Annotated in this window: 22 protein-coding genes and 2 pseudogenes; 13 read left to right on the forward strand and 11 right to left on the reverse strand. The window is 59.2% G+C overall.

Going from position 1 to position 26,041, the window contains the following annotated elements; all coding sequences use genetic code 11:
- Positions 1-97: 97 nt before the first annotated feature.
- From JQ587_RS26085 to JQ587_RS26095, 3 genes are all read right to left on the reverse strand, one after another.
- On the reverse strand, positions 98-1,309 hold the full coding sequence (locus JQ587_RS26085) for a hypothetical protein (protein ID WP_212427209.1): 1,212 nt from the start codon (positions 1,307-1,309) through the stop codon (positions 98-100).
- A 64-nt stretch (positions 1,310-1,373) separates the two neighbouring features.
- A complete protein-coding gene (locus JQ587_RS26090; RefSeq protein ID WP_212427210.1) occupies positions 1,374-1,958 on the reverse strand; it encodes a polysaccharide biosynthesis/export family protein in 585 nt (194 codons plus the stop codon).
- Between the two features lie 130 nt (positions 1,959-2,088).
- Positions 2,089-2,925, reverse strand: a complete 837-nt coding sequence (locus JQ587_RS26095) for an ExeA family protein (RefSeq protein WP_212427211.1) — start codon at positions 2,923-2,925, stop codon at positions 2,089-2,091.
- 274 nt (positions 2,926-3,199) lie between these two features.
- Between JQ587_RS26095 and JQ587_RS26100 the strand changes: the two genes are divergently transcribed.
- Both JQ587_RS26100 and JQ587_RS26105 read left to right on the forward strand, forming a co-directional pair.
- The gene (locus JQ587_RS26100; RefSeq protein ID WP_212427212.1) at positions 3,200-4,564 is read left to right on the forward strand and encodes a GumC family protein; all 1,365 of its coding nucleotides are present in this window, start codon (positions 3,200-3,202) and stop codon (positions 4,562-4,564) included.
- Positions 4,565-4,599: 35 nt separating this feature from the next.
- Positions 4,600-5,388 (forward strand): CpsD/CapB family tyrosine-protein kinase, encoded by a 789-nt coding sequence (locus JQ587_RS26105; RefSeq protein WP_349629534.1) that lies wholly within the window; start codon positions 4,600-4,602, stop codon positions 5,386-5,388.
- Between the two features lie 43 nt (positions 5,389-5,431).
- Here the strand turns inward: JQ587_RS26105 and JQ587_RS26110 are convergent, their stop codons facing one another.
- Entirely contained in the window at positions 5,432-6,193 is a 762-nt protein-coding gene (locus JQ587_RS26110; protein ID WP_249154524.1) for a trypsin-like peptidase domain-containing protein, read from the reverse strand.
- 11 nt (positions 6,194-6,204) lie between these two features.
- The gene (gene epsI, locus JQ587_RS26115; RefSeq protein WP_212427214.1) at positions 6,205-6,903 is read right to left on the reverse strand and encodes an exosortase-associated protein EpsI, V-type; all 699 of its coding nucleotides are present in this window, start codon (positions 6,901-6,903) and stop codon (positions 6,205-6,207) included.
- A gap of 273 nt (positions 6,904-7,176) precedes the next feature.
- On the opposite strand from epsI, the gene JQ587_RS26120 reads away from it, so the two are divergent.
- The 4 genes from JQ587_RS26120 to JQ587_RS26135 all read left to right on the forward strand — a co-directional run bounded on the left by JQ587_RS26120 (position 7,177) and on the right by JQ587_RS26135 (position 10,094).
- A complete protein-coding gene (locus JQ587_RS26120; protein ID WP_212427215.1) occupies positions 7,177-8,055 on the forward strand; it encodes a SurA N-terminal domain-containing protein in 879 nt (292 codons plus the stop codon).
- A 54-nt stretch (positions 8,056-8,109) separates the two neighbouring features.
- Positions 8,110-8,331, forward strand: coding sequence for an XrtV sorting system accessory protein (locus JQ587_RS26125; protein WP_212427216.1), 222 nt, complete (start codon positions 8,110-8,112; stop codon positions 8,329-8,331).
- 74 nt (positions 8,332-8,405) lie between these two features.
- Complete coding sequence (xrt, locus tag JQ587_RS26130) at positions 8,406-9,308, forward strand: exosortase (RefSeq protein WP_212427217.1); 903 nt, start codon at positions 8,406-8,408, stop codon at positions 9,306-9,308.
- A gap of 96 nt (positions 9,309-9,404) precedes the next feature.
- Positions 9,405-10,094, forward strand: coding sequence for a metallophosphoesterase (locus JQ587_RS26135; RefSeq protein ID WP_212427218.1), 690 nt, complete (start codon positions 9,405-9,407; stop codon positions 10,092-10,094).
- A 64-nt stretch (positions 10,095-10,158) separates the two neighbouring features.
- On the opposite strand, the gene JQ587_RS26140 is transcribed toward JQ587_RS26135, so the two are convergent.
- Complete coding sequence (locus tag JQ587_RS26140; protein WP_212427219.1) at positions 10,159-11,385, reverse strand: glycosyltransferase; 1,227 nt, start codon at positions 11,383-11,385, stop codon at positions 10,159-10,161.
- Between the two features lie 175 nt (positions 11,386-11,560).
- Between JQ587_RS26140 and JQ587_RS26145 the strand changes: the two genes are divergently transcribed.
- The 6 genes and pseudogenes from JQ587_RS26145 (at position 11,561) to JQ587_RS26170 (ending at position 16,679) form a co-directional block, all read left to right on the forward strand.
- Positions 11,561-12,739 (forward strand): glycosyltransferase family 2 protein, encoded by a 1,179-nt coding sequence (locus tag JQ587_RS26145; protein ID WP_212427220.1) that lies wholly within the window; start codon positions 11,561-11,563, stop codon positions 12,737-12,739.
- An 826-nt stretch (positions 12,740-13,565) separates the two neighbouring features.
- Positions 13,566-13,673: pseudogene (locus tag JQ587_RS37210) on the forward strand (PEPxxWA-CTERM sorting domain-containing protein); the annotation flags it as partial.
- A 377-nt stretch (positions 13,674-14,050) separates the two neighbouring features.
- A complete protein-coding gene (locus JQ587_RS26155; RefSeq protein WP_212427222.1) occupies positions 14,051-14,989 on the forward strand; it encodes a PEP-CTERM sorting domain-containing protein in 939 nt (312 codons plus the stop codon).
- Between the two features lie 315 nt (positions 14,990-15,304).
- On the forward strand, positions 15,305-15,535 hold the full coding sequence (locus tag JQ587_RS26160) for a hypothetical protein (protein ID WP_212427223.1): 231 nt from the start codon (positions 15,305-15,307) through the stop codon (positions 15,533-15,535).
- Positions 15,536-15,746: 211 nt separating this feature from the next.
- Positions 15,747-16,439, forward strand: coding sequence for a hypothetical protein (locus tag JQ587_RS26165; protein ID WP_212427224.1), 693 nt, complete (start codon positions 15,747-15,749; stop codon positions 16,437-16,439).
- A 102-nt stretch (positions 16,440-16,541) separates the two neighbouring features.
- Entirely contained in the window at positions 16,542-16,679 is a 138-nt protein-coding gene (locus JQ587_RS26170; protein ID WP_212427225.1) for a hypothetical protein, read from the forward strand.
- Between the two features lie 884 nt (positions 16,680-17,563).
- Here the strand turns inward: JQ587_RS26170 and JQ587_RS37215 are convergent.
- From JQ587_RS37215 to JQ587_RS26190, 4 genes and pseudogenes are all read right to left on the reverse strand, one after another.
- Positions 17,564-17,680, reverse strand: a pseudogene (locus JQ587_RS37215) (PEPxxWA-CTERM sorting domain-containing protein); the annotation flags it as partial.
- An 835-nt stretch (positions 17,681-18,515) separates the two neighbouring features.
- Positions 18,516-19,181 (reverse strand): PEP-CTERM sorting domain-containing protein, encoded by a 666-nt coding sequence (locus JQ587_RS26180; protein ID WP_212427227.1) that lies wholly within the window; start codon positions 19,179-19,181, stop codon positions 18,516-18,518.
- 1,016 nt (positions 19,182-20,197) lie between these two features.
- Positions 20,198-22,792, reverse strand: a complete 2,595-nt coding sequence (locus JQ587_RS26185) for an NfrA family protein (protein WP_212427228.1) — start codon at positions 22,790-22,792, stop codon at positions 20,198-20,200.
- A gap of 193 nt (positions 22,793-22,985) precedes the next feature.
- Positions 22,986-24,011 carry an alginate O-acetyltransferase AlgX-related protein gene (locus JQ587_RS26190; protein ID WP_212427229.1) on the reverse strand — a complete coding sequence of 342 codons (1,026 nt, stop codon included), beginning with the start codon at positions 24,009-24,011 and terminating at the stop codon, positions 22,986-22,988.
- A gap of 183 nt (positions 24,012-24,194) precedes the next feature.
- On the opposite strand from JQ587_RS26190, the gene JQ587_RS26195 reads away from it, so the two are divergent.
- Complete coding sequence (locus tag JQ587_RS26195; RefSeq protein WP_212427230.1) at positions 24,195-24,866, forward strand: PEPxxWA-CTERM sorting domain-containing protein; 672 nt, start codon at positions 24,195-24,197, stop codon at positions 24,864-24,866.
- A gap of 102 nt (positions 24,867-24,968) precedes the next feature.
- Here the strand turns inward: JQ587_RS26195 and JQ587_RS26200 are convergent, their stop codons facing one another.
- Positions 24,969-26,036, reverse strand: a complete 1,068-nt coding sequence (locus JQ587_RS26200; protein WP_212427231.1) for an alginate O-acetyltransferase AlgX-related protein — start codon at positions 26,034-26,036, stop codon at positions 24,969-24,971.
- Positions 26,037-26,041 lie beyond the last annotated feature (5 nt).

Consider the following 26,041-nt stretch of genomic DNA (forward strand, 5'->3'; position numbering starts at 1 on the left):
TTGCAAGGAACATGCTCCGCTCAGCGCGCAATGATGATCCATCATCGTCGCGCTTTGTGAGGCTTTCGCCCGACTGCGGTGCTCGTTCTGCGCCTGACTAGTTGCCGTGCGGGAGCACGAGGAAATTGTGGGTAGCAACGAACATCAGGCTGTGTGAGTCTGCGGGGCCGGTGCCAGAAACGGTCGGCGTGCCGGTGAGAGGATCGAAGATCGTCGTCCCTGTGCTCGCAAAGCGGTGCTGATAGCGATAGGTGAACTGCAAAGATACGTCGCGGATCGGATTGTATCCGTAGGTTGCGGAAATCGAAGCGTAGTCGGTCGTGGTCGTGGTGATCTGCCGGTTGCCGCTTGCCGAGATAGTCAGGTTCTCGCGGCTGTTGATGAGATAATTCACACTGGCACTGACGGTGTCTCGCTTGATCAGCGAACCTACGATGCTCGGTCCAACAGACTGACTGGCAATGACCGACAGCGTCGCTGTCTTCATGAATTTGTAGGTGAGAACAGCATCGCCGATCCAATCCAGCGCGGTGCTCCCAATCGGGACGGCCGAGGTGACGCCGCCGATCGCGGATGTCGAAACGCCGCGGTCCGTCACGAGATACGCAGCGCCGATATTGCCCCTAAAGGACAGTACGGACGACAGGGCGGTGTCGATACCGACTTGATTGCGATAGATGTCGACTTGCGTGCTGAATGCATTGTCGTAGGCGAGCAGCTCGGCCTCCGACGACAGGCTGACGCCAGTCGTGGAAGAGACGCCGTGTCGCCACGATCCGCGTGCCAGCGTGTCGGTAAAGGCGGTGCCGCCACTCGATGGCTCATAATAGGTTCGTGTCGAGGTCGCAAAGAGGCTGACGGTATCACGCGCGCTCAGAGCACGATCAATTCCGCCGGTTGCAGTGACCCGATCGATAAAGCCTGTGGCCGGGGAGATGACGCCGAGGTCGTTCAACAGCGCCAGTGCCGTACTCTGCTGTCTCCATGCGGCTTCGACGAATTCGCGGTCGAACTTGTTCTTCTCGTGCTGCTCGTAGTGCGCTTTCGCGCCGTAGGAAAGAGATTCGGTCGAGGCTCCTTCGACGCCAGGACCCCAATATTTCCTGTAAGTGCCATCACCATCGAAAGTGAGCTTGGACGTCGGTGTGAGAGCCTCGGCCGTCCCGGTGATCGTCGAGTAGGAACCGACCGATCCCGCCGGGGACGACCTCAGAAATTGGTTGCTGTTGAGCTCGACCGTCTCGCTCTCGGAGGTCTTGAGCGACCAATCCCACGCGAATGCGGCCGCCGGAGCAAGCCCGAGCGACATCGAGACCGCAATCGCAATCCTCTTCACAGTTGGTCCCGCCCCCGGGTGCACTTAAACTTGCGTCTTAGTCGAAGAATCCTCGTTCCGGGACCATGATCACGTCGCCCGCTCGCAGGACGATATTGCCTTCGAGATCCGCGCCGGCCTCATAAGCCCTATAGTTGAACACATAGATCGTTTCGTCGCCGCCGGGGGCCCGTCGACGCACCTGAATCCGCTTCTTCGCGGCGAAGGGACCAAGGCCACCGGCAAGCGATATCGCCTGCATCAGGGTGGTCGGCTGCCGGACGACGTAAGGCCCAGGCCTCAAAACTTCGCCCGTGACGAAGACCTTCGGCTTCAAGTCTTCTTCCGGAACATCCTTCGGCGCATTGGCGAGTGCGACCGTTACGTCCAGGGCGTCGTCCTTGTAATTGGGCTTCAACTTCGCTCTGAGGACGTTCTCGAGTGCGAGGGGGGTCAGCCCGCGAGCCCGGATATGTCCGGCGAGCGGAAAGGCAATCTCGCCCAGCGGATCAACCACCACAGTCCGGTCGAGCTTTGGATCCTGCAACACGGTGATTGACAGGGTATCGCCAGGCTTGAGCGTCTGTGAAAAGGCAGAGGTGGCGAAAATGGCCATCAACACTGCCAGCAAAACCGTCCGCATGCTTGTTTCCTCTTCGCGAAGGGCGCAGATGCGCGAAGTAAAGTTTTAATCCTAATCTTTGCTGATCAACTCGAGCCAAGACATGCCCGCTGAAGCGGGCAACACTCGGAAATTACTGGGTTTGAGGTACTTAAGGAACCCGGGAGAGCTGCTTGACGGGAAAAATGCTGTACTGTTGCTTGTCTGCAATAACGTCCCGGACCAATTGGTCGCCGATGACCCTCTGGTTGTTGGCAAATCCGTACACCAGTGCGGTGTCGCAGAGGACGTTGATCATCCGGGGGATGCCGCCGCTGGCGGCCCCGATCAGCGCGCAGGCCTCTTGCGTAAAGAGGGGGCGCGGGGCGCCCACAGCCTGAAGGCGAAAGGCGATGTAATTGGCAACTTCCCTTGTATCCAGCGGCCGCAGATGGAAATCCGACGAAATTCGCTGGGCGAACTGGTGCAGCTTGGGCAGCAACAGCAGGTCGCGCAACTGCGGCTGGCCTACAAGGATCAGCTGCAGCACCTGGAACTTGTCTGCATTGATGTTGGACAGCATCCGCAAATGCTCGAGTGCGTCCGGCTCGAGATTTTGCGCTTCATCGATAATCAGAACCGTCCGCCGGCCAGTCGCGTATTGGCCATGGAGAAAATCCTGTAAGTTCTTGAAAAGGTGTGGATAATTTCCGTCGAATGGCTGTCCCAAAGACATCAGGATCCATTGAAGCAGCTCCTCGCGCCCCTGCGGTGAGCTTGAGATCAGACCGAGCGTCAATGTCGGGCTGAGCTTCTTGAGGAGGTGCCGCACGAGGGTCGTCTTGCCGGAGCCGATTTCCCCGGTGATGACAGTAAACCCGGCATTGTTCATGATGCCAAACTCCAGCATCGTGAACGCCATCGAGTGCATCTTGCCCCAGTAGATCAGGTCTGGGTCGGGCAGAATCGAGAATGGCTTCTCGCGCAGTTGATAATATGACTCGTACATTCTGCCGTTCTCTAGCCTGCCTTCGCCGCCTTATAGCTCACCTCTCGCAAAACCAGCTATCCGGGCCGCCGCGAGTATTGAACGAAATTGCCTAAAGAACGACTCACGATCGTCATTAAGGCTGACAATTCAAATCCTTCTCGCGGCGCAATAATTAATGAGCCTCTATGCAATTTCGATGCTAAAATCCATTTGGAAGATTGCAGGCTGGCCGAACTTACAAAATTACGTTTTCGCGCTTTGCAGGTCGCACCAACCAGGTTTCTGAAAACGCATGCTGCAAAAGATTGATTTTGAAGACAGTTTCGACGGTCAGGTCGAGCAGGATCGGTCTCATCTGCTGCGGCCTTCCTATTATCTCGATATCATCAAACGGCGCTGGCCCTTCTTTGTCCTGCCGTTCATCCTGATTGCCGTTGCCGGAACCGCTGCAGTGCTGATCTGGCCCCCGACCTATCTTTCCGAGGGCAAGATTCTCGTCCAGTCGCAGCAGATTCCCACGGAGCTCGTGCGGCCGACCGTCACCAGCGCGGCGCAGGAGCGAATCCAGGTCATTCAACAGCGCACGATGACACGGGACAACCTGATCGCGATCGCCGACAAGTTCCAGCTTTTTCCCGAAAAGCGTACGCTCATGTCGGTGACCGAGCTGGTCGAGCTGATGAAGAAATCGACCAAGATTTCGCCGGTCGATCCCATCCTCGATTTCAAGCAGCGGACGAGGGCCGCCCTGGAAAATCCGACGATCGTCTTTTCGGTTGGCTTTGAGTATGGCGATCCTGCCGTTGCAGCTCGTGTTGCCAACGAACTGATGACACGAATTCTGAACGAGGATCTGCGCGATCGGACGAGCCGCGCGACAGACACGTCGCGGTTCTTGTCCCGCGAAGTTCAGCGGCTGCAGACCGAGAATGCGGCACTCGATGCAAAGATTGCCCAACTTCGCATTGCCCAGGGTAAACCGGCGACGACGTCCTCCGGCCCGGACCAGCCGACGAGCACGCTCGCTCAATTGAAGGCAGAGCTGATTCAGAAGAGCGCGCTTTATTCGGACAAGCATCCGACAATCCAGTCGCTGAAGCGCCAGATTCAGGCGATGGAAAGCGTAGCTCAGGCGCCGGCTCAGACTTCAACCGGAAATGACGCCGCGGCAGCGGCGAGCCTCGATGCTCTTGTCGCTCAGCAGGAAAGCTTGCAGAAAAACCTCGAAACAGCCACTGCCAAGCTGATGGCCGCACGCTTGGGCGAAAACCTCGAAAAGGATCAGCAGTCCGAAAAGCTCGAGGTCATCGAACAGCCGACCGCGCCTCAGGAGCCGATCAAGCCGCATCGTCCAAAGCTCTTGGCCCTTACGATGGCTCTCGCGTTTGCAGCTGGCGTGGGCCTGACGTTTGTTCTCGAGCTGACCGACAAGGCGATTCGGCGAAGCAGCGATTTATCTGCGATCGTCGATAACCGTCTCATTGTTCCGGTGCCTTATATTGCGACCAAGGCGGAGCTGCGCCGGCAGAAGGTTCGCGGCATCGCTGCCGTCGTGGTCGTGGTCCTGGTCGTCGTCGCCCTCCTTGGAGGCGCCTACTTCTTCATGCCGCCGCTCGATCTCATGCTCGCGAAGGCGCGGGCGGGTCTGTTCCGCTAATCCGAGAGGTTCTGATGGACTCGATCAAGCAGGCCGTGGAGCTGGCGCGCTCCAGCGACAGTCTCGTACAGCAGGAGCTCATCGGCGGATCGAAGCCGATCGCTGCAGGGCAGCGCGAGCCGGTCTTGGTACGAGAAGTCCGTCTCGATCCGGATCATCTCGAGGCCAATCGTATCGTGGCTTTCACGACCGGTGGCGAAAGCGGCCGCTACTACGACATGTTGCGCACCCAGGTGCTGCAGGAGATGGACAAGAAGAACTGGCAGTTTCTCGCTGTCACTTCGCCCACTGCTGGATGCGGAAAAACCGTGACTGCGTGCAATCTCGCGATGAGCATTGCAAGGCTTCCCGAGCGGTCGGCGCTGATCGTCGATCTCGATTTGCGCAAGCCTATGGTCGCGAACTATTTCGGATTGCCACGGAGCGGCGGCGTTCTCAGTGTGCTCGATGGACAGATCCCGGTTTCGGCGGCGGTCACAAAGGCCGCGGTCGGGCCGAACAGCTTGTTTGTGTTGCCAGGCTCGGCGCCAACGCACGGTTCGTCCGAGTGGATGGCCTCACAGACCATGACGGTGTTGCTTCAGGCGATCAAACGGGAGTTCCGTTCCCATACCGTGATCTTCGATTTGCCGCCCATGCTGCTCGGGGATGACGTGATCTCGATCCTGCCGCGCATGGATGCGGTCCTGCTGGTGACCGGCGTGGGAAGCTCATCGGTGGCCGACGTCAAGGAATGTCAGAAGCACCTCGAGCGTGTCCCCGTTGTGCGCGTTGTCGTCAACAAGGCGTCTGAAAAGATCGATACCTATTACGGGTACTACTAGGGGTGCGGGATCGCTCGGTTTGGCCGACGGTCAAATCGAGATCCTATCGTGCATCAAACGTTCCTGCAGGAACGAACGCCGCGATCTCAGCCGCAGGTACGAAATATTTGGCGATGTCGTACGTCTCCTCCTTTCGGGTCACCAGATTGGTCCGTTTCTGACTGATCTTCCGGCTCATGATGCCGAGTAGGCACCTTTGCTTCACATCGAAGACGCCCGATCCGGAATTGCCGGTTTTCGCGACGTCGACAATCGCCGTATTGAATCGTCGAACTGCCGCAGGAATACGCTCCGGGGTGATGATGCGGGAACGGACAACCGCTTCGGGCACGACCGTGACGACTTCCTGGCCCGGCCGCGGGGGAGTGTCGCAAAGACGCATGCGTCTGAGCCTCAGCCGCATTGGCAGGAGGTTTTCTTCGACCGCGAGCAGGGTCAGGTCGGTTGCCTCAAGCTGGCCTTCTTTGATGACCCGCGTCGGAAACTCTTGGCCCGAGATCGTGACCTTTGGTCGCGTAAACCATGTCCGGCCGGCGACGTGCGCAGCGGTCAGAAAGTAGCCGTGTCCGAGATAGATTCCATAGCCGGGCCCCCATGTCTGCATGGGAGTTTGATGAATATTCACGGCGTATGCGAGCAGGGTCTCGTCGGTCGTTTGGGCTGTGGCAACCTTGACGGTTGCCAACAGCAGCAACGCCATCCATGAGGTGACCCGAATGGGATGGCTGGCGCTCTCTCTACCACGATCGATATATCGCTTGGTGCCTTTGCGTTCGTCAGCCGAAGCTATCACGCTTGCCGCCATTCGAAATCCGATCAGGACCTATCCAGGAAAAATTCCCTCTCCTGAGATGGCAACGCGGTGAGCAGATCGCGGATGAACTGGTCCTGCAGCTTGAAGGACGCCTCCTTGTTGAGGCCGATTGTCGATACCCTGATCAGGGAGCCATCGGGAATGATGCCCCGCAACCCGTATTTAAGGCGGCTGATCTGATTGTCGACGACACCGTTGGAGATTTCGTTGCCGACCTTCATCCAATAGGTGATCGGTTCGTAACGCGATTCTCGTTCCGCAATCAGCCGCGTGATCTTCAGCGCGCCGTCGGAAACGGCGAGTGTCGAGGCGTTCTTCTCGGACACGCGAAAGCCATTCGCGGTATAGCAGATCTCGGGCCGATGAGCCTTCAGCTTGTAGTTCTGAACTGGGCCGTAGGCGACCAGCAGCATCACGATATGGCCTTCGCCGTCGGTGTAGCCCCGCGCGACTTCCTGGCTGTAGACCTTGGCTGAAAGAGGGTCCGGCGGCTGGACATAGGCTTCCGGATCGACCGGCTTGACGGGGCTGATTTCGGGCACCAGCTTCCAGGTGCCAAACTGCTTCGGAATGACGGTTTCGAGGCTCTGGGACGCTGTCGTGCGCGCCATCAATTGACGTGGTGCGAAGACCTCTCCTGCTATGGCCGTGCCAGCAATCGCGATCGATGCGAGAACAACTCCAACCCGGCTGGACTTCATCGTGCGGCTCCTGTTGCGACGGTTTGATTGTTAGCCGTTCTCGCCAGTCGGATAAAGGGCCGATGCTGCTGACTTACCTCACAAAAGTGTCACGGACGGGCCGCAACCCCGAATTCCCGGATTAAGCTAAATAGCGAATTCTCGACGGGGCGCGTTCGGCCGTCTCGACGGCTGCCCATCGGGCCTTTACTGATGCTTCCATGCTCAAAGCCGGGGCGGACTTTGGTTGCTCCTGGACCCTTAACTATTCTGAATTGAAGAACGGAGCGTCGGGTGAATAGGCTTCGCAACTTGTACATTGCTCGTGTGGTGTTGTTCCTGTCGGCGTCCGGCTTGGTTCTCGGTGCTTGCGGACAGAAGAGCGGAGAGCAGCCGACTGCAGCCAAAGGCCAGGTCGTTGCCCACGTTGGAAACGAAGTCATCACCACGCAGGAGCTCGAAAACGAGTTCAGGTTCGCCAACGTCCCGCCGGACAAGCAGAAGGATCCCGAGGTGCTGAAGCGGGTGCTCGGCGAGATCGTCGTGCGAAAATACCTTATGCAGCAGGCAATGACGGCGAAATTGGATCGCGAACCCGGAGTGCTTCTGGATCTGTTGCGGGCTCGCGAACAGGTTCTTGGCAATGCGACGCTCAATCGCGCCGCGAACGCCAAAGCGGCCAACAGGACCGATCTCGATCGTTACATCGCAAAGAACGCATGGAAGTTCGGCGATCGAAAGTTGTTCAGTGTGGAAGAGGTCATCATTCCGATGACTCCCGCCACGCAGGCTTTCGTGAGCGCGAACAAGGACGCCAAGACGCTCGACGAAGTGCAGCAACAACTGGCGGCAAATGGAATCCCCCATGCGCGCCAAGCCGGCGTGCTCTCGAGCAGCGATTTTTCGGAGGAGCTCGCGGGGCTGGTCCAGAGGCGGAAGGACGACGACATCTTCTTCACCCGCGTGGGTTCGAACGGGATGTTTTTCAAGGTGAAGAGCGAAGAGACGCGCCCGCTGGAAGGGGAGGCTGCGCTGAACACGGCACGACAGGCGATGCGGGCGGACACAATCGCGGCGGAGCTTGGCTTGGCCGCTTATTCAGCACGACTCGAGGCGAAATATGAGGGCGAGTATGCCGACCTCATGAAGCAGGGTGACGCCAAGTCACAATAGGCTGCCGACGCGGCCGCCGTCCAAGCCACTCCTCTTTTGTTCAGTGTATGGAACATGGCAACCGTATTTGACGTCGTTACCGTCACGAGTTTTGTCGGGTTGGTGATCGCCTTCTTTCAATTCTCAGATCGCGAGATTCGGACGCTCGTGTACTTGATGTTGGCAGGCGTCGTCTTTGCCGTCGCCAATCAGGTCGGGAATGCCGGACATTTTATTCTTGCGTCGGTTCTGGTCGTGGCGGGAATAGTCTTCGCTGCGCTGGTCATTAAAAGATAGTCGATTGTTGGAGCGGGCAATGGTAGTTTCTGCCGTTAAATGAGAATTGATATTTTGTCGCAGAGCTCAAATTGATGACTGATATTCATATCCGTAAATCGTTCGGAGCGGGTTTGTCGGCATCCCTTTTGGGGCCCGTGCTGGTTGGCGTGGCCATCCTTGGCGCCTATGCGCCGACGATCCGTGGCTTGATCAATGGCCCCTGGCAGACCGAGCAGGAGGGGCACGGACCTCTCATTATTGCCGCGACGCTGTGGCTGGTTTGGCAATCGCGGGATCGCCTGAAGCGGGTCGAAGTTGCGCCGGCGCCGGTTGCCGGTTGGGCGGTCCTGCTGTCCGGGCTAGTGCTATTGTACCTCTCGCGGTTGCAGCAAGGGTTGCTGACCGTCGAGATGGGGTCGGTCCTTCCCGTTATTGTTGGGTCGATCCTGATCTGTGCCGGCTGGCCGATGCTTCGGAGCTTGGCCTTTCCGATCGGCTTCCTGATCTTCGCAGTGCCGATGCCCGACTGGCTCGTCGATTCGATGACGGTCCCGCTGAAAGTGTTCATTTCCGACACGGTGACCAGGGTTCTCTATGCAGCTGGTTTCCCCGTCGCCCAGAACGGCGTCATGATCATGATCGGAACCTATCAACTGCTGGTCAAAGACGCTTGTTCCGGCATGAATTCGATTTTCGCTTTGTCCGCCATTGGCGTGTTCTACGTTTACGCCTTTCGATGGAAGGAGAAGTTGCGCGGTCTCCTGCTCCTGTTGTCGATCGTTCCGATCACGATTCTTTCCAACTTCATTCGCGTCTTTGCGTTGGTCCTGATGGCCTATTACGGTGGGCCTGATCTGATCGAGGGCGTCGTTCACGATCTCACCGGCATCAGCCTGTTCGTCGTGGCGCTGCTTCTGCTGTTCATCTTCGATGGAGTTCTGGGGATGATCATCAGGCTGGTCGCCAAACTGGGACGCGGCGCTGCCGCGGCCTGATGCGGGCTCAATGCCGAGATTGCGCTGTGGCTTCGATTTGCAAGCGGGATTTCCGGAGTTGGAGCGGCGGCATGGTGCTCGCCGTTGTAGGCGAGCATGACCCTGACCTACGCCATTCCGGACCTTCACGGCCGCTTCGATCTGCTTGACCTGGCATTGTCGCAGATTCTGGAGCACGCAGGTGGCCAAGATGCGCGCGTCGTAACCCTCGGAGACTATGTCGATCGCGGACCCAATAGCCGCGAGGTGATCGAATTGCTGATGGCTTGGCCGTTTCCGAGCCTGCGGCTCGTGGCTCTCAAGGGTAACCACGAGGCGATGATGTGGGAGGCGTGCAACAATCTCGTTGAGAGCGAGTACTGGCTCGCGAACGGTGGTGACGCGACGCTGGCGTCGTATGGCGAATTTCGTGCGGGCGATTCGATTCGAAGCCTCATTCCCGAGCGGCATTTGCAATGGATCGGTGAGCTGCCGACCATCTATGCGGACACGCACCGGGTATTTGTCCATGCCGGCGTGGACCCGCTAGTCCCGCTCAATCAGCAGCGCGAGCAGACCTTGCTTTGGAAGCGATATCCAAAAGGGTTCAGTTCAGGGCATGGCAGGCGCCATGTGGTTCATGGACATCATGCCGATGAGCGTGGTCCGGTCGTGTCCAAGGGCAAGACCAATCTCGACGCCATGGCGTGGAGGACAGGGCGACTTGTCGTTGGGATATTTCGTGACGATACGCCTGGAGGCAGTGTCGAGTTTCTGGAAGCTTGCGGAAAGCCTCACGCGGAATAACGGGAGGCCGGACCCGCGAACCTCTTCGGCGGACAGCGAGAGTCCCCCCGCGACGGGTTTCAACCTAGGCAGCAGTCGCGGGTGCCTTCCCGGCAGATTGGAAAAGTTCGGCCAGACGGGCTGCCTCACGATCGATATCGTGGAAGCGAAGCACCTTCATTCGAGCCTTCGCGCCCATCGCCTGAATTTGCTCGCCAGGACTTTCCAGGCAGGCACGCATCGCGGCGGTGAGGCTATCGACGTCTCCGGCTGATACGAGCCATCCGTGCTGATCGGGCTCAACCAGCTCCGGTATGCCAGCAACGAACGTGCTGATGATTGGGCGTTGCAACGCCATCGCTTCCATGATGACGACGGGAAGTCCTTCGGCAAAGCTGGGCAAGACCAGGGCCCGGGAGGCGAGGATCTGTGCTCGGACCTCGGCGCTCTCGATCCAGCCCGTGATCTTCACAACGGATCGCAATTGGTAGGCGTCGATCAGCCTTTCGAGCTCGCCACGCATCTCGCCATCGCCGGCAAGAACGAGCTCGAACTTGACGCCGGCGTCCATGAGTTGCTTGGCCGACTCGAGCAGCAGCAGCTGGCCTTTCTGCTCGCAAAGCCTGCCGACACAAATGAGCCGAGAGGCCGCGGGGAGGGAGGTGACGTCGGTGTGTCCGTAGAACGAAGGCTCGAGGCCGCACCTCACGATCCTGATCTTGTGCCATTGATCGTGGGCCACCTGTCGGAAAAGCTGGCTGCGTCCGAAGGAGCTGATCGCAACGACGAAGTTCGCGCGCCTGATCTTCTCCGGCAAGGCAATGAACTGAGCCTTGTCGAACTCCTCGGGGCCGTGAACAGTGAAACTCCAGGGCGGCCCGCCCAATGCATGAACCAGCATGGCGACTTCAGCCGAGTTCGTCCCAAAGTGGGCGTGGAGATGCTCGGCCTTTTCAGCGGTGATCCACTGGGAGACGAGACACGCTTCGAGCAGATAGACGAAGTGCACAGGCAGCGGCCGTTCTGCGCGTCGCCCCAGCTTCCAAACCAGTGCCAGTGCTTTCAACATGGCGGCCGGTCGGCTCGCCAGCATCTTGAAGAAAGCGAGAAGAAGGGCCTTGGTGCCGCGTTGGAGGACGAAGCGTGTCTTCCGTGCTTCCGACTGGTCTTCGGGGCCGAGGTGATCTGTGCCGTCTCCCCGAATTGATATCCGCAGGATCTCGTGACCTTGGCGTTCGAGCGCGAGAATTTCCCTGCGAATGAAACTGTGGCTGATGGCAGGATACCGATTAACCAGATAAGCAATTTTCATCGGTTCGATCTCGGGCTGCTTTCGCTGCTCGGCCGACCGGTTTGACTGGGTGGCGAGGCTGCTTGTAGTTTTGCCGACCTGAAGGCACTCATACAGCCTTCCATCGAAGTTCCTCGGCGCAAGGCTGGATGTGCGCCAATGACTATCCCGCAGTCGGCTGAATGATCAACGGCAGATGGTGTTTCTGACCCTCATAATCGGTTTGGCGTTAATTCCGACGCTCACGCTTTTCGTCGAGGTCTTGGCAGCGATTGCGCCAGGCCACGAGCCAGCCTCCGACGGCGGCCTCGTCGCGGGCACGGTCGCAGTGGTGATCCCGGCTCACAACGAGAGTGCCGGCATCGTTCCGACGCTGAGAGACATCGTGCCTCAGTTGCGAGAGCGCGACCGCCTCATCGTGGTGGCGGACAATTGCAGTGACGACACAGCGGCCGTGGCAGCAGCTCACGGGGCGCAGATCCTCGTTCGGAACGAACCCGACAAGCGCGGCAAGGGTTACGCGATGGCCTGGGCCGTGGGGCATCTGGCGAACGATCCGCCGGATTTCGTTCTCTTCGTGGATGCGGACTGCCGCTTGCAGTCCGATTTCGTGACCGGAGTGCTCAGCCACTGCAGCCAACGGGCGAGGCCAGTTCAGGCACTCTACCTCATGACTGCGCCGGAGCCTCCCAGTGATAGCCAGAGCGTCGCCGAATTCGCCTGGCGTCTGAAGAACTGGGTTCGGCCGCTCGGCCTGACCTTCTTGGGGCGTCCGGTACAGCTCATGGGCACCGGCATGATGTTTCCCTGGAGCGTGATCCGGTCTGCGCCGCTTGCGAGCGGCAACATCGTCGAGGACCTGAAGCTCGGACTGGATCTGGCTCTCTCGGGCAGTCCGGCCTGTTTTCTGTCTTCGGTTCGCGTCACCAGCGAATTTGCCGCGACGGAGCGCGGCGCTGAAACGCAACGGCAGCGCTGGGTTCAGGGGCATCTGGCCATGATCGCCGATTACGTCCCGCGTCTGCTCGCAACCGCCCTCGTCAGGGGAAATGTCGATCTGCTGGCGCTGGCGCTCGATCTGCTGGTGCCTCCGCTCTCGCTGCTGGTGATGATCGCGGGCGGTGCTCTGGTGGTCGCGACTGCATTCGGTTTGCTTACGGGGGACCCGCTTCCGGCGGCGCTGGCTTTTCTCAACCTCGTCTTGCTTGCCGTCTCGATCATGCTCGCCTGGAGCAGATTTGGCCGTGATGTCCTGCCGGGCGGGAAAGTCCTCTCGGTCATGAGTCAGATCCCGCAGCGGTTGCGCCTGTTTCGAGGCCTTGCGCGGGGGCGGGCATCAGAATGGGTCCGGACGGACCGCCAAAAGCCGGAATGAGCGATCCCGCCGAAGGCGGAGCATTTTCTCGAGGCTCTTTCGCTTGATATCACCCGATGAATTAATTACAGCCGATTCGTCGTTTTGAGCTTATTCAGCGGCCCTCGGGAGGCCGATTCTTGCCCGCTTCTGCGGAATGTGAATGCAGCGCAACAACGCCGCTCTATTTAAAATCCCGGCTTGGTTAATTGAGCCGGCAGCGGCGCCGTAGTCCCGAAGCAATGAAATTCCTGAGGAATTTGGATCGAGATCTCCCCGCGATCGATGATTGATTAAATAATGGCTTTATTCTGCTAAAAACTTAATCGAATTTATTTGAAGATTGATATTGCGTTGCCCCTAACCAGCCGCTAACAGTTCCACCCACCAGACATTGTGGACCATCAGGTCGGAGGAGTTGTCGAAAATGACACGATTTAAGTCTTTGTTTATTGCCGCTGCGAGCCTGATTTGCTTCTCGGCCAGCCAGGCCGATGCGTCGGTCATTGTGGACTCGTTCACGGTCACCCCGACCACGGTTGCAGCCGGCGGTAGCCCGACCTTCTCGTTGCAGCTGACCTTCACCTACGACACGGGTCCGAAGAACCTCGAAAAGTATGACGGCACTGTTTCGTTCCTCGACGGCAACGGCGACGTCAAGGTCGTCGGCCCGATGACGGTCAACGTGAACAAGAACACCGGCTCGGTTACGGAAACTTTCTCGTATTCGGCCTTCAGCCTGCCGCCCGGCCAGTATCCGACGTCCTACACCTATGATTTCAACGCGACGTATCCCGGCGCGTCCGCGACACACCACTACACCGGCTCTGGCGATGGCCCGCTCGTGACCGCCGTTCCGGAGCCCGCTACCTGGGCGATGATGGTTCTCGGCTTCCTGGGCGTCGGCTTCGTGTCGTATCGCCGTCGCGCTGGATCCTCGCTTCGTCTGGCCTAATACCAAACGACCGACCTGATCTTGGAAAAGCCGCTGCAAAGCGGCTTTTCTTTTGTCTGCGATCCTCCGAGCCAGAATTTTCTGCGCCGCCGCCAGGCGGCTTTTGATTTTTGGCGAGGTCAGCTGTGCCGAGTTCGATTTGATCAGCGCTCCGGGGTGCGCAGCGTGGGGCGCAGGGTTGAACCCATTTCACCTCCGAAGCGACTAAGCCCGCACGATGGCGGAGCTAAGGCGGGTGCGCTGACGTTAACCCTGCCACGCACAGTTGAGTGATTTTGGGCTTACCCCCATCATTGATGACGACAAACGGTAAAATCTAAGATAAATAGCAGGTTAAATGGTCCCAACTTAATCGTCGGGCCAGCCGGAGAATTGGAATGTCGTTTAGGTCATTTTCATCCATCGCTTTCATTGCCGCCTGCCTCGCCTCGTCGTCGGCCCTGGCCTCCGAGATTACGGTGACGAGTTACGACATGAACAATGGTAATGGGGCGACGCAGTACACGTTCGGCCCAAACTATTTCGACTTCAGCTACACGAATAACGTGACGCATACGGTTGACCCGAACGCCAGCAAAAATGGCTCGAACCAGCCGGTCCCTAATAATGCTGCGCCCAAGGATGCACTGTTAACGGGTGGCAAGGGCATTTTGGCCGACGGGACGATCGCAACTCAGGTCTATTCACTGGTGACAGGTGCGACCGGAACGATTCAGAATGGTACGTATCTGAATGGGCAGCCCACCCAGTATGTCGGGTGGAAATACCAGGATCCGACCATCGTATTTCACCTGCAGCCCGGCAGTCAGGTTGGTTCGATCAACCTCTATGTTGCAGCCAACAACCCTGCCATTGGGAATCTCAACGGTCTGGTCGCGGCGCCGCAAAATGTGCTGTTGAATGTCGATGGCAAGTCCGTAGCAGCGAGCATGGCGGAAACCCTGCTCAATCCGTTTACGGCCATGATCACGCTGAGCGGGTTCGGCTCGTTGTCCTCGAGTTCATTGTTCAGCCTGACGCTCGAGCGGGGAGCGTTGCAGCAGGACGGTATCAACTACCGGGATAATCACGTCGTCGGACCAAACGCAGGCAAGGTATGTGATCCGATGTGTTTCGTCGATGACGTTAGCGGCTTCTACGAAAATGCGGCGTTGGGCAATAATGGTTTGGGCTACGAGCCCTGGATCATGTTGAGCGAAGTGCAGTTCTTCTCGTCGGCTGTTCCCGAGCCCTCGACGTGGATCATGATGATCGCTGGTTTCTTCGGGATCGGCACGCTTGCTTATCGCCGCAGGCGCGAGTTGGCGTCCGCCTGATCTTTCTTGGCGCTCCTTCAGTAGCAGGATGCGCGCTGAAGGGCGTACGGGCCGTTTCCACAGGGTCGAGTTGGTAGAGTCGATGTATCTGTGTCGGCCGAGCCGAACTGTCTTGCCTTGCGAATAGGCGAGCAGGGTTTTTATTCCCATTGAGGCGATCTCATCAGGGCGAGCGACTGCTACTTGTTGTCGCGCCCTGACGCAACGATGTCACGCCACCGAGAAATCCCTCCGCCGCTTGGGAGTCGATCTGTCGACTCGTTGGCCGAGATGATATGGGAGGTTGCGGCGCGCAACCTTTGGCGGAGACATGTGATGTTGCCTGACTCGATCACGAGCGTGCTGCTCGCCGCGCTCAACGCGGCAGACGAGGCAGTCGAGCGTGATTCGACCCTGACCGAACCGATCAGCGCTGAAGCCGCTCCCGCCGCGCAGGCCCTGGCCAATTTTGCCAAGCTGTCGATGCCGGATTTTGCAGAAGACCGTTCGAACCGGTTTGCGGCCACCATCTGTTTGAGCATGGAAAAATTCAAATCGGCGTCTTGATCGGACTGCGATCTCGGAGGCCTCATCGCACTGGCGCGTGAGTCGGTTTGTCCGGTTGGCAGGGGCATTTCTCGCGCGCGGCGGATTGTCGATTCGGCTATATTTTTTCACGAATCAGTAAGCGTTCGATTTAGTATCCCGAAAATCCCAGCAAGACAGATCTAGCGACGCGAGAGTGCTCTCCCGCGGCTGGCCTTTGCGATTCGCCTCGGTGGATGACGACGTTCAGCAAGGGCTCGCCGGCAAAGCTGTTTTCATTCCCGCTTCAATTGACGAGGACAAGTTCGTGAACATTTTGAAGATTGCGTCGGCTGCTCTGCTTGGCGGCATGCTTGCGGTGACATCCGCCAACGCCGGCGTCGTGACCGAGCAGTTCAATTTCAAGAGCGATTCCTACCTCATTCAGGGACAGTTTACGTACGACAACGCCACGCATGACGTCCAAAACATTACCGGGACGGTTCTCGCAACCGGCATTGCTGCGGGATTTGGCGGTGCAATCCATGGCATCGTTGCTTCCCCAGTGGATTCCAACAATCTGCCCTTCTTCGTGGTCGACAATAAGTTCGATCCTGCCGCGGGAGGCTTCTCCTTCTACGGAATCCTGTTTTCGTTCGGGACCGGAAATTACGGCAATTTGTTCTCCTACGATCCTGCGCTTTCCACTTTTCTTCCTCCGTTTCCCAATGCGAGCCCGGGCTTCTCTGCCTTCCTGCCGAATCCTCCAACCTCGACGACAAGCGGCGATTCCGGGCCGCTCTATTCTCCCGGCGAGCTAGGGACCCTTGAATTGAGCGCGGTCGGCGCGGTGCCGGAACTGCCCACCTGGGCCATGCTGATCTTCGGTTTTCTCGGAATCGCAATGGTGCTGCGCCGAGGACGTCGATTGAGAGCTCTTAGCTGAACGCTGGCCAGCTCAACTGCGAGCGCAGACAGCCGGTAATCTTCCCGGCTTGGACAGGCCCTCGGGGTGGCGTAAGCTGCTCACGGCCTCGGGAGCTTGCCCATGCAGATCGTCGGAACCTGTCTGAATTGCCTGCCGGAATACGGCGCGTTTTGCGTGAATGGGGTGGCCGCGGCGACTATCTTGAGCATTTGCGTCGTCTGGGATCGCTTGCGCCGGCTCGACGTTCAGCGCGATTGAAGCGCGCCTCTGGTGTTGCGGTTCTGCCCTCTGACATGCATGTCCCAGCGCTCGTACTCTCGTTGTCGAAAGCCGTGGCGAGACGTATCGAGCCATGGCGATGCGCACGATATTCATTGGCCAACGTGTGTTGCGCTTTGTCGGCGGCTGTCCCCGATTCTAGCTTATGCGAAACTTTTTCGGAGCTGCCTGGTAGCCGCGATCCCGCTGCTGAGGCGCCGTGTTCATGTTGCGAGCACATGAGCATTGATGCTTGGGCACGTTTTGCAGCTCGCGGTACGAAGAGTGTCACGGAACCTTGATCGAACTCCTTTGCATCGGCCTGTGACCAACGCAGGGAAAGCGGACAATCGATCTGCTCGGATCCAGTCTGCTTGGTTTTTTTGGGCGGGGATTTTCATGAAAGAGATATTGCCGAAGGCACGGAAGCCGCGCGAGACCACGAAGCCGAAGCGCATTCGTAAGAAGGCGCCGACTCCAGAAAGTATCGCGGAGCAATATCTGGAAGTATTGCGGTTAAGACAGCGGTTGCTCGAGGCGCATGCTTCGCGGTCCACCCGCCAGTGAGAATGATGACCATGCGTTCACTGTCGTCAATTTCCCAGGGGCTCTGACCGTCGAAATCCGCGGGGTGTCGGGGCTGGGCTAAGGCGTGCCATCCAGGCTGGCTGCGCGCTCCGTCATGAGCTCGAACGAAAAGTCGATCCTGCCAGCAATCCAATTCCTGCAGCCAATGTGGTCTGGCACAGACACAAGACCCCAGCTCCGAGTTCGGATCGGAGCTGGGGCGCTAGCTAAGTTCATCAAGGAGCGTTGTGTGTTCGTGCCGGACTGCGCAGATCATCGCGCGATGAAGTCAGGCTCGCATGCCTTCTGAGAGCCTTTCAGATTGTAGCGGTCGCCATCGCCCGCTTGCGACGATAGGTCACGAAACCGAGGCCGCCAAAGCCCAGAAGCATCATGGCCCAGGTGGAAGGCTCGGGCACCGCGCCGGCGACGGGAGGCGGGTTCGACGTCACGTCCGAGACGTGCCCGGTGATCGGATCCTTGGCATCAAGCGAAAACAGATAGATGTCATCGATCGCCAATTTGAACGAACCGCCGTCGTACTTAATCGTCTGAGGCTTGCCAAAATCGATCTCGACGTAGCCCAGGCCGAAGAAGATCAGGCCGACGAGGTCCGCGGTAAAGATGCTCGAGCCGGCGCCGGTCGGCGATGTGAACGAGACCTTCAGGTCGAACGTCGTTGCCGATGGGTCGTCGAACAGGAAGTTCTGAAGCGACATGCTGCCGAGGTTGAGGCTCGGCCCCGACTTGTTCGTAGCCGTCGTTCCCTTGAAGTTGAGCCCGCCTTCGCCGTGAACCGCTCCGCCAGTCGAGGCAGTCGCGGCGGCCGTGCAGCTCGGTCCGCTCGTGAAGCATCCGCTCGTGGAATAGCTATAGACAAGCGCAGCCTGGCTTGGCGCGCTCCAGAGGATGGGCGTAGCAGCCAGGCCAGCCAAGACAATGTTCTTAATCTTCATTTTCTGCCCTGTTGGTATTTTCTGATTTAATTTCTTTTAACTCGCGTTTTCGGCGTAAGCCGATTTCGTAGCGCGGTCAACGTGTAACGCTAAGACGGTGTTAAAATATTCGAGACCGCCTTGTTTATATGTACGGTGTGTGAACCTCTGGTCATGTTGCGCCGCGGGGGCCCGGTTTCGGGTGCTCCTCGATTAAATTTGCGCTGGTTGGTCGTCTCGGTTGGAAATCACCAAGCCTGGTCGTCATTCTTCTGAGGACAAAAAGAAGACCGCCCAAGGCGGTCTTCCGTGCGACATGCGTCGGGGCAAGTGCTCAAGCTGCGCCGAGTGCGCCTTCCTGCTTGCGACGGCTGGCGAGCAAGCCGAAGCCGGCGAAGCCCAGGATGATCATCGCCCAGGTTGACGGTTCGGGTACGGGGCTTGTGATCGTCGCCGAGAAGGCGGCGTCCCTGAAGGTCACGGACGTCCAGCTGGGACCGTCGGCAAGAACATTGGCCCACACCATGTTGCCAAGGTTAGGGATTGCGTTGGAGTTGCAGGCGCCAAACGACAAGCAATCCCCAACGGTCGCGAGGCCGCTGTCGTTGGCGATTCCGTAGGTGCTCAGGAACGCAACATAGGTTTGGCCTTGCGTGACGTTGGCACCCACGGGAGAGAAGTCGAGAAGGCCGGCTGCGCCAGACACGACGGGGCTCTGCCAGAGCAGCGTGGTCGGCTTGGAGCCGTCCCACAGGTACACCGCGCCATACAGCGAAGGGATGGTCGAGCTGTTCAGCGTGAACCGAAAATCGGTAAGTGCGCCCGTCGTCGAAGCGGTGAACGTCTGTCCCACGAATTGCGTTTGCTGACCGCCGACCGAAGCGCCGGAGAGGTACATAAAGCTGTCAGTGTTGGTCGGATTGCTGATTACGTCAGCTGACGCAGGGGCCGCATGGGCCAGAAATCCTGCGATGGAAAGTGCAGTTATTTTACGAAACATAAGAGACGGCTCCTATTTTTCTTAGAGTGAGGGAGACGTCGCACGACGGTTCCGATGCCTTGATGACAGTGAGGCAACGGACGTCCGGGCTATTTGCCGCATCCTCATTCGGAGCTTGGTGACGCAGGCTTGCTTGGTCACGCGTATCTCGCGGGACTCAACTTTCGTAGCAAGCAGGCTTCAGTCCGAGCAGTCCTTGCAGCCCTCGCACGTGATCAACGTCGTCGACTTTGTTCATCTTCATAAACGGCCATTCATTTCCAACATGCATTTTGCGTCGTTGACCAGAATCGAATTGACGAAAACTCAGCCAGGGCGTTAGGCTTCATCGCAATACCGCAGCAAGAATCTCGTCACGTACGCCCGAATTTTCGTGCGCTGCGTTCCCCACGTGGAGTGGTGTTGCTGCGGTTGTTTGCTTGGCTTGGAATTTTTTGCATGTTGAGCGGGTCTACGGGACGTTGATCGAACCACGCTGCACGTCGCGTGACCAACATTGCTTCGGTCGTTGTGGTTCAATGCATTGGTACACGTTTTGCTTCTTGTTAGACCTTGGAGATTTTCATGAAAGGTGCTTTTCCGAAGGGACGGAAACCCCGTGAATTGAAGAAGGCCAAGCGGGTGCCAAAGCGGCCTCCGGTCGGAGAAACTATTGCTGAGCGCTACCTTGAAGTCTTGCGGCTCAGGCAGCGTGTCCTCGAGGCGGATACCTGGCGCCTCGATCGTCACTAAGGATTTGGAAGATGCGCTCGCTTTACGTCACGTCACTCGTGGTCGGGATGGTTGCTTGGCTTTGGGCGATCACCACGGGAATCGTGTGGATCTTTGGCGCATAAGACCAGCGACCAGACAAGGACCGCCCGAGGGCGGTCTTGGAAGACGAATCATTGCCTGGTTCATCAGATCGCGCTCGGGGCCGGTCGATTGCGGCTTCGATAGGCAAAAAAGCACATTCCGCAAAGTAACGGACGTGACGACTCGCCCCAATTGAGCGAGCGCCTTCAGACGACGGCTGCTCAATAGTTGATGGACGTCTGCGCGAAGATGCCCTCGGCGCGCTTGTCGCCGGCAACCCTGAACCGGTATTGCAACGTCAGCTCCCAATAAGAGGGAGGCGCAATATACTTTGTCTCGCCGAACCAGTAGCGGATGGAGCCGCCGAGGCCGGCGGAGTAAGCGTCGCGAACTGCGAATGAATCGTCGTAGCTGGCCGCAATGACGGCGTGCGGGAAGAACACCAGGTTTCTGCTGATCGGATCCAGCCGGAAGCTGTGACCAAAGCGTCCCTCGAACAGCCCGACCAGCTGCGTCTTCTCAAAGAAGCGGTCGACCTCCGTGTAGATGTACCAGGTCGGCCAGTGAGTATCGATCGCCCGCAAGTCGGTCCCGACCGTGTAGGAATAGGCTGCTCTGAGCAGCGTATCATCGCGCGCCGCGTCGCCGAGCCGGAACAGCTTGTCGACCTCGAGGACGAGGTTGTGGTCGGAGAACGGCTTCCACCGCGCGCCGGCCATGCCCTGGGTCGTGCGCAGTCCGGTGGGGCCGCCAGCCTGGTCATACAGTGTCTCGAATACCCGACCGAAAACCTCGAACAGCGCGCCGTTGCGGTTTCCGAATTCCTCGGGCCGGTAATAGATCTCGGATCCCAACTGCGAGGTGTAGGTGCTTGCCGGCGAGTTGATGGTCAGGAAGGGATTGGGAGCCGATCCAACCTTGCCGTAGGAAATCGAGCTATTGACCCCCCAGACGCGTGTCAGATCCGCCACCGTCCGCCGTGTCTCGAACAGCTTCTGGTCGTCGATATTGATGCGCCCGTCCGCCTTCGCATCGATGCCTTCCATCAGATAGGCGACGGCCTTCGGATTCTGGAATTGCCGCATCGCCGTGTACCCGGCATCGATGGTCGCCCGGGGAGGAAGTGCACCATTGGCTTTCGCCCGATCGAACAGCTCCAGCGCCACCTTATCGTTGCCGACCGCAACGCCGATATAGGCCACGTCCGCGTCCCTGATCGACCGGAGTTGTCCGCGCGCGATTGCCGCATCGAAGATCGCCCGTGCTTCGGGCTTCCGATCCAGCTCCAGAAGCGTGTTGATCTGCGCCTGGATGGCGCCATCCCGCTGAACGTTGGTCAGCGACAGGCGCTCAGCGGACCTGAAGTCCCGCAAGGCCTCATCCTTCCGTCCCAGGCCTTGATAAGCGTAGGCGCGCCGGATGGTGAATTCATAGTCAAGGCCTGCGCGCGGAATGGAGCGCAGTGCTCGCTGCAGATCCTTGGTCTTGAGCGCGGTGTCGACCAGCGCGAGACGGACATTCCGCACCTGCTCGGGTGGAAGCCCTCGCGCAAGTGCGGTCTCCCAATCGGCCATCGCGCCTCGGTCATTGCCGTTGCGGCTCCGTGCAAACCCGCGCTGCGCGTAGATCTCGGCATTGGCGAGGCCGTCAGCGATCGCACGGTTGGCTGTGGCTTCAGCTTCGGCCGGCCGGCCGGCCGTGAGCTGCAGATTGATCAGCAGCAGCCGGGTGCTGGCGATCTCGGGCGCGTCCGCGATCGCCTTCTTGGCCTCCTCGATCGCTACGCCGTAGTTCTTGGCCCGGCTGGCCTCGTAGGCCTTTCCAGCCGCTTCAATGCCCTCGGCCTTTTTGTCGATGGGCGTGGCAACGCTTTGAACGAGCGGCGCCTGCAGACTGCACACCGAGCCATAGGGCGTATCGCGGCAATCCTGCACGGGCATCGGCATGAGCTTGCCGTCGCCCTTCAGCGTCGCCTTGCCTTCGGCAGCGGCATCAGCGTCGCCGATCCGTGTGACGACCAGCGGGTCCGTCTTGGGATAGGGTTGAAGCAGGCTCTGGACCGCTCGAGCGTCGCCTGACGCAAGGGCTGCGTCGGCCGCAATCAATCGGATCTGCTTCTTCTCGGTGTCGGTGAGATCGGGCAGACCAAGTGCCGCATTGAAGTCGGCGGCGGCGAGGGTCCGGTTGCCGAGCTTCTGGTAGATATAAGCCCGCCAGACCACCGGCACGTAGTTACCGGGATCGAGCTTGATCGCCTCCGATGCGGTCTCGGCGGCACCTGCAAGGCTGTTGTCGGCGAGTTGGGCCGCGAGCAAGAGCAGCCGATAGGACATCACGTCCGGTCCGTACTCCACGGCCTTGCGAGCGGCACGTATGGCGGCCTTCGTGTCACCCCGTTCGAGCGCCTTGTAGCCCTCGCCAGCCGGCTGTTGTGCAAGGCGCTGGCGAATGCTGGCTTGCCGGGACTCGAGTTCCTGGTTCGAGGCGAAGGTCGCAAGCGCCTCCGCAGTCGTCTGTTCAGCCGATGCGAGATTTCCTGCGGCAACCAGCGAGTCGATCAACAGCAATCGCAAGCGGAGGATGTCGGGCCGCAGCGCGACCGATGCAGCAGCCTGCGCCGCGGCCGCTTGATAGTTGCCTTGTCCAAACGCCTTATAGGCCTCTTCGGCAGAGGTGTAGGCTTCGCCCTCGAGCGGACGATCCGGGTCAGCGCTTTGGGCGCCGGCCGGGCAGCCCAAGACAAGCGAAAGCAGAAGACCGCCGATGGCAGCCCGCAGCTTACGTCGTCCCGGACGTTCAGCACCCCAAATAAACATGGCCCCCAACAGGCGGATAAAACTTACGTCCCAGAGATTAGCGGAGGGGGCGATTTGGCGGAACCGGAATTTGATCTCCGACCGCAACAAGGCCTTCAAAAGTCATGATTTTCCGCGGTGTGTTGCGCAATTGCTTCGATAATTGTTCTGCAGTTTCAGGTAGCAGGCCGCTCATCAGAGAAAATTAAGCTTTTCATCGATTTTTTAAGGCATCTGCAACCTTGCCGCGCCACGCGGCAGAAGTGGAAATACTCTGTGGTGCCCATTCGCCAACGGCGTCGGGCCCGTTCTGGATTTGCGCTTCGTTGAACTGCCAGACGAGGTACCTGACGGAGGCCGTCGTGAATTCGCTCGATTGGAGATATTGCAGCAGCGTCGCCCAGGGCCCGACATCTCCGGGATTCCATTTCAAGGCGACGGGCCGGTCGATCTTGTTGGACAGGCGCTGCGGAAACCCGAAATAGGGCTGCACGAAGCTGTTGCCGACGACGGCGACCGGAGACGGGTCTGGGTCGAGCAGCCCGGCTGCAGGGGGAGCCGCCGCGCGGATGACGTAGGCTTCGGGCCCGATCGCTCGTTTTCGTTCCGGAGGCAGGAAGTTGGCGGCAAGATCGCCCAGGTGCCGGTCGCTCATCCATTCGCCCAACGGGGCTCCGGTGCCCGGCTTTCCCGGCAGCGGTCCTTCGGCCGTGGTCACATCGGCGACCAGATCCGCCGTGGCTTCCGCCGCGAAAGTCGTCCAGTGGAAATCGGTGCGGTAAAACACCTCTTTTTTCGCAGCCAGCACGGTTCGGAGCGCGTCCCGGACGTCGGGAGCTTTGATGCCCTCGGCACGCAGCCCGGAAAGCAGCCGGTCGTAGCGCGCCCGCACGAGGTCGGACATGGCTGCGCCGTCGGGGAGCAGGGCTTCGTAATAGCGTGGCTTCAGGGGGACCACCACGACGACCAATTTAACGTTCTTCTCGGCCAGCAGGGTTGCCGTTTCCGAGATCAGCCGGAGCGAGGCCCTTTCGGCATCCGGTTTTGCCGTCGTCAGGCTCTCCCAACCCGCGAACAGCCAGTTGGACCTGCCTTCCACGACGGCGTCATTGGCCTGAACCGGCATCGCCGCGAGACATAGAAGGAGGCCTGTCGCCGCCACGATTTTTTTGAATTTAATCAGACGGCTGCTGATGGGGGAAAAAACCGGTGCGTCCGGCGCAGGCTGGGCAAAAATCATGCAAGTCAGGGCTGTTTTGGCGGTTCGCGGCAACGATAGCTGAAACTGGCCCGGCGCCAAGAGGCCATCAGCTCGTGACTTAATACTTAGTCTGATTGGTTCTTGCTCGATTGACAGGGAGGTGCATCAGGCGCTATGGATTACCGTCAATTAAAATTTAATTAATTAAAGGGAGGTGAGCTGATGAATATTAAATCCGTGGTGGCTGTGGCCTTCGCGCTGGCGTTTTCCGGACTTGGTGCAACGGCATCCCAGGCTGCGACGCTGACGGGTAATCTCACCGCCGACAACCAGTTCTCGGTCTACATCAGCACGAACGACTCGTCTATCGGCACGCTGCTGACGCAGGGAAACAACTGGCCGACGACCTATTCGTTCTCGACCAACCTCACGTCCGGCACTTACTATCTTCATGTCGTCGGTGACAATTTCTTTGGTCCGGCCAACATGGCCGGCGGCAATCCGGATGCTTTCCTCGGTCAGTTCTCCTTGACCGGCAACTATGTCTTCTCCAACGGCTCCCAATCCCTCCTGACCAACACCACCAACTGGCGCGCGTCCGACGCCACCGGTGGAGCGGTTAACTGGTCTGCGCCGTCGGGAACCCCGATCAGCTACGGCACGAATGGTGGTTCGAACATCTGGACCAACAACAACGGTGGCCAGCCGCTGAGCAATATCTCGACGAGCGCGCAGTGGATCTGGTCGAGCCCGGATCTGACCGGAGAGATGTTCCTCTCCACGACGATCTCCGCCGTTCCGGAGCCTTCGACCTGGGCGATGATGATCTTCGGTTTCCTCGGCGTCGGCTTCCTTGCCTATCGCCGCTCTGCTGGAAACGTGCGGCTCGCCTGAGCGACGCGAAATATCTCAATACGCGAAGGCCGCCGTGAGGCGGCCTTCTTGCTTTCTGGCGTTGACGTCCATCGCCCCGAAATGTTTGTGCGGCTGAACGGTCTATCGCGCAGCCTGTTTGCGCAACCGCTCGAGAAAGCGCCGCTCCGCATCGGTGAGCGGCGCGGTCAACGATCGCATCGGCCATTCCCATATGACGACCTTGGCCTTTGCCAGGCCGCTCGGGTTCTTTTCGAGCAGTCCCAGCAAAGCTCCCGCAAAGCCGCCTCCGGGCTCGCTGACCTGTGCGACTTCTCGCGACAGGGCCACCTGCAAATAGTCGGCGAATGCCGAGTTCAGCGAGAAGGATGAGCCGGCAAGAATGACGGACGCGTCCTCGGCATCGTCAAGCAAGCCGCCGCCGCGCTGAATCTCGGCCTTCACGTCGCGCTCCTGCTCGGGCGCCGGTGCCAGCCGGATCGGCGCCTCGGTCAGGCCTGCGAGCCGGGCCAGATCACCTGTCCGGTTGCGCCAGGCGCCTTCGGACAGTCGAACCTTGTCGCCGCCGGGTCCGATCGTCACCGTGATCGCTTGCGCGATCTTGTCCGCTGCAAATCGGGCACCCGATTGATCCCAATGCGTATCCTCGTGCCAGTAGCCCGGGCGGGGCCAAGCCGGTCTCACATCGACGATGATGGCGCCGTCGATGCGCGCAAGCTCCTCCCGGAAGTGATCGCGACTCCGGGACTGAAGCGCTCGCATGCCGCACAATTGCTCTTCGACCCGCTCGGCCTTGTCCGGGACCGGCACGATCACGAGGGCAGTGCCGAGCCGCAACACCGAGCGCACGAGATAGGGCAGCAACTCTGCGCGCGCCTTCATGTTGTCGGCGTCAGATCTATCGGCCCTCAGTTCCTCGATCGAGTAAAGCCAATCACCGCATCCCGCGTGAACCTGGCGGCCTGCATCATGCAGCAGGCGATATTGCGCGCCGATCACCAGTCCGTCGAGTGTGGAGCTCCGCGGCACCGCATTGAAAATCGCCTTGTCGATGTGCTGGGCAAATTGGCCGTTGGTGAGATCATTCACGGTCGTCGTTCTCAGCACTTCGCCGAGCGCGTCGTGGCCTCTGGTCAGCACCGCGGCCAGTCCTGAGAAGATCACTGCGAGCACGAGGAGAGCCCTGATCATCGCGC

The sequence above is a fragment of the Bradyrhizobium manausense genome (assembly GCF_018130615.1).
Classification (GTDB): domain Bacteria; phylum Pseudomonadota; class Alphaproteobacteria; order Rhizobiales; family Xanthobacteraceae; genus Bradyrhizobium; species Bradyrhizobium manausense_A.

Excerpts from the sequence above, each read along its gene's own strand:
- JQ587_RS26085 (WP_212427209.1), bottom strand. The coding sequence starts at position 1,309 with ATGTCGCTCGGGCTTGCTCCGGCGGCCGCATTCGCGTGGGATTGGTCG.
- JQ587_RS26090 (WP_212427210.1), bottom strand. The coding sequence starts at position 1,958 with ATGCGGACGGTTTTGCTGGCAGTGTTGATGGCCATTTTCGCCACCTCT.
- JQ587_RS26095 (WP_212427211.1), bottom strand. The coding sequence starts at position 2,925 with ATGTACGAGTCATATTATCAACTGCGCGAGAAGCCATTCTCGATTCTG.
- JQ587_RS26100 (WP_212427212.1), top strand. The coding sequence starts at position 3,200 with ATGCTGCAAAAGATTGATTTTGAAGACAGTTTCGACGGTCAGGTCGAG.
- JQ587_RS26110 (WP_249154524.1), bottom strand. The coding sequence starts at position 6,193 with ATGGCGGCAAGCGTGATAGCTTCGGCTGACGAACGCAAAGGCACCAAG.
- epsI (WP_212427214.1), bottom strand. The coding sequence starts at position 6,903 with ATGAAGTCCAGCCGGGTTGGAGTTGTTCTCGCATCGATCGCGATTGCT.
- JQ587_RS26125 (WP_212427216.1), top strand. The coding sequence starts at position 8,110 with ATGGCAACCGTATTTGACGTCGTTACCGTCACGAGTTTTGTCGGGTTG.
- xrt (WP_212427217.1), top strand. The coding sequence starts at position 8,406 with ATGACTGATATTCATATCCGTAAATCGTTCGGAGCGGGTTTGTCGGCA.
- JQ587_RS26135 (WP_212427218.1), top strand. The coding sequence starts at position 9,405 with ATGACCCTGACCTACGCCATTCCGGACCTTCACGGCCGCTTCGATCTG.
- JQ587_RS26140 (WP_212427219.1), bottom strand. The coding sequence starts at position 11,385 with ATGAAAATTGCTTATCTGGTTAATCGGTATCCTGCCATCAGCCACAGT.
- JQ587_RS26145 (WP_212427220.1), top strand. The coding sequence starts at position 11,561 with ATGGTGTTTCTGACCCTCATAATCGGTTTGGCGTTAATTCCGACGCTC.
- JQ587_RS26155 (WP_212427222.1), top strand. The coding sequence starts at position 14,051 with ATGTCGTTTAGGTCATTTTCATCCATCGCTTTCATTGCCGCCTGCCTC.
- JQ587_RS26160 (WP_212427223.1), top strand. The coding sequence starts at position 15,305 with ATGTTGCCTGACTCGATCACGAGCGTGCTGCTCGCCGCGCTCAACGCG.
- JQ587_RS26170 (WP_212427225.1), top strand. The coding sequence starts at position 16,542 with ATGCAGATCGTCGGAACCTGTCTGAATTGCCTGCCGGAATACGGCGCG.
- JQ587_RS26180 (WP_212427227.1), bottom strand. The coding sequence starts at position 19,181 with ATGTTTCGTAAAATAACTGCACTTTCCATCGCAGGATTTCTGGCCCAT.
- JQ587_RS26185 (WP_212427228.1), bottom strand. The coding sequence starts at position 22,792 with ATGTTTATTTGGGGTGCTGAACGTCCGGGACGACGTAAGCTGCGGGCT.
- JQ587_RS26190 (WP_212427229.1), bottom strand. The coding sequence starts at position 24,011 with ATGATTTTTGCCCAGCCTGCGCCGGACGCACCGGTTTTTTCCCCCATC.
- JQ587_RS26195 (WP_212427230.1), top strand. The coding sequence starts at position 24,195 with ATGAATATTAAATCCGTGGTGGCTGTGGCCTTCGCGCTGGCGTTTTCC.
- JQ587_RS26200 (WP_212427231.1), bottom strand. The coding sequence starts at position 26,036 with ATGATCAGGGCTCTCCTCGTGCTCGCAGTGATCTTCTCAGGACTGGCC.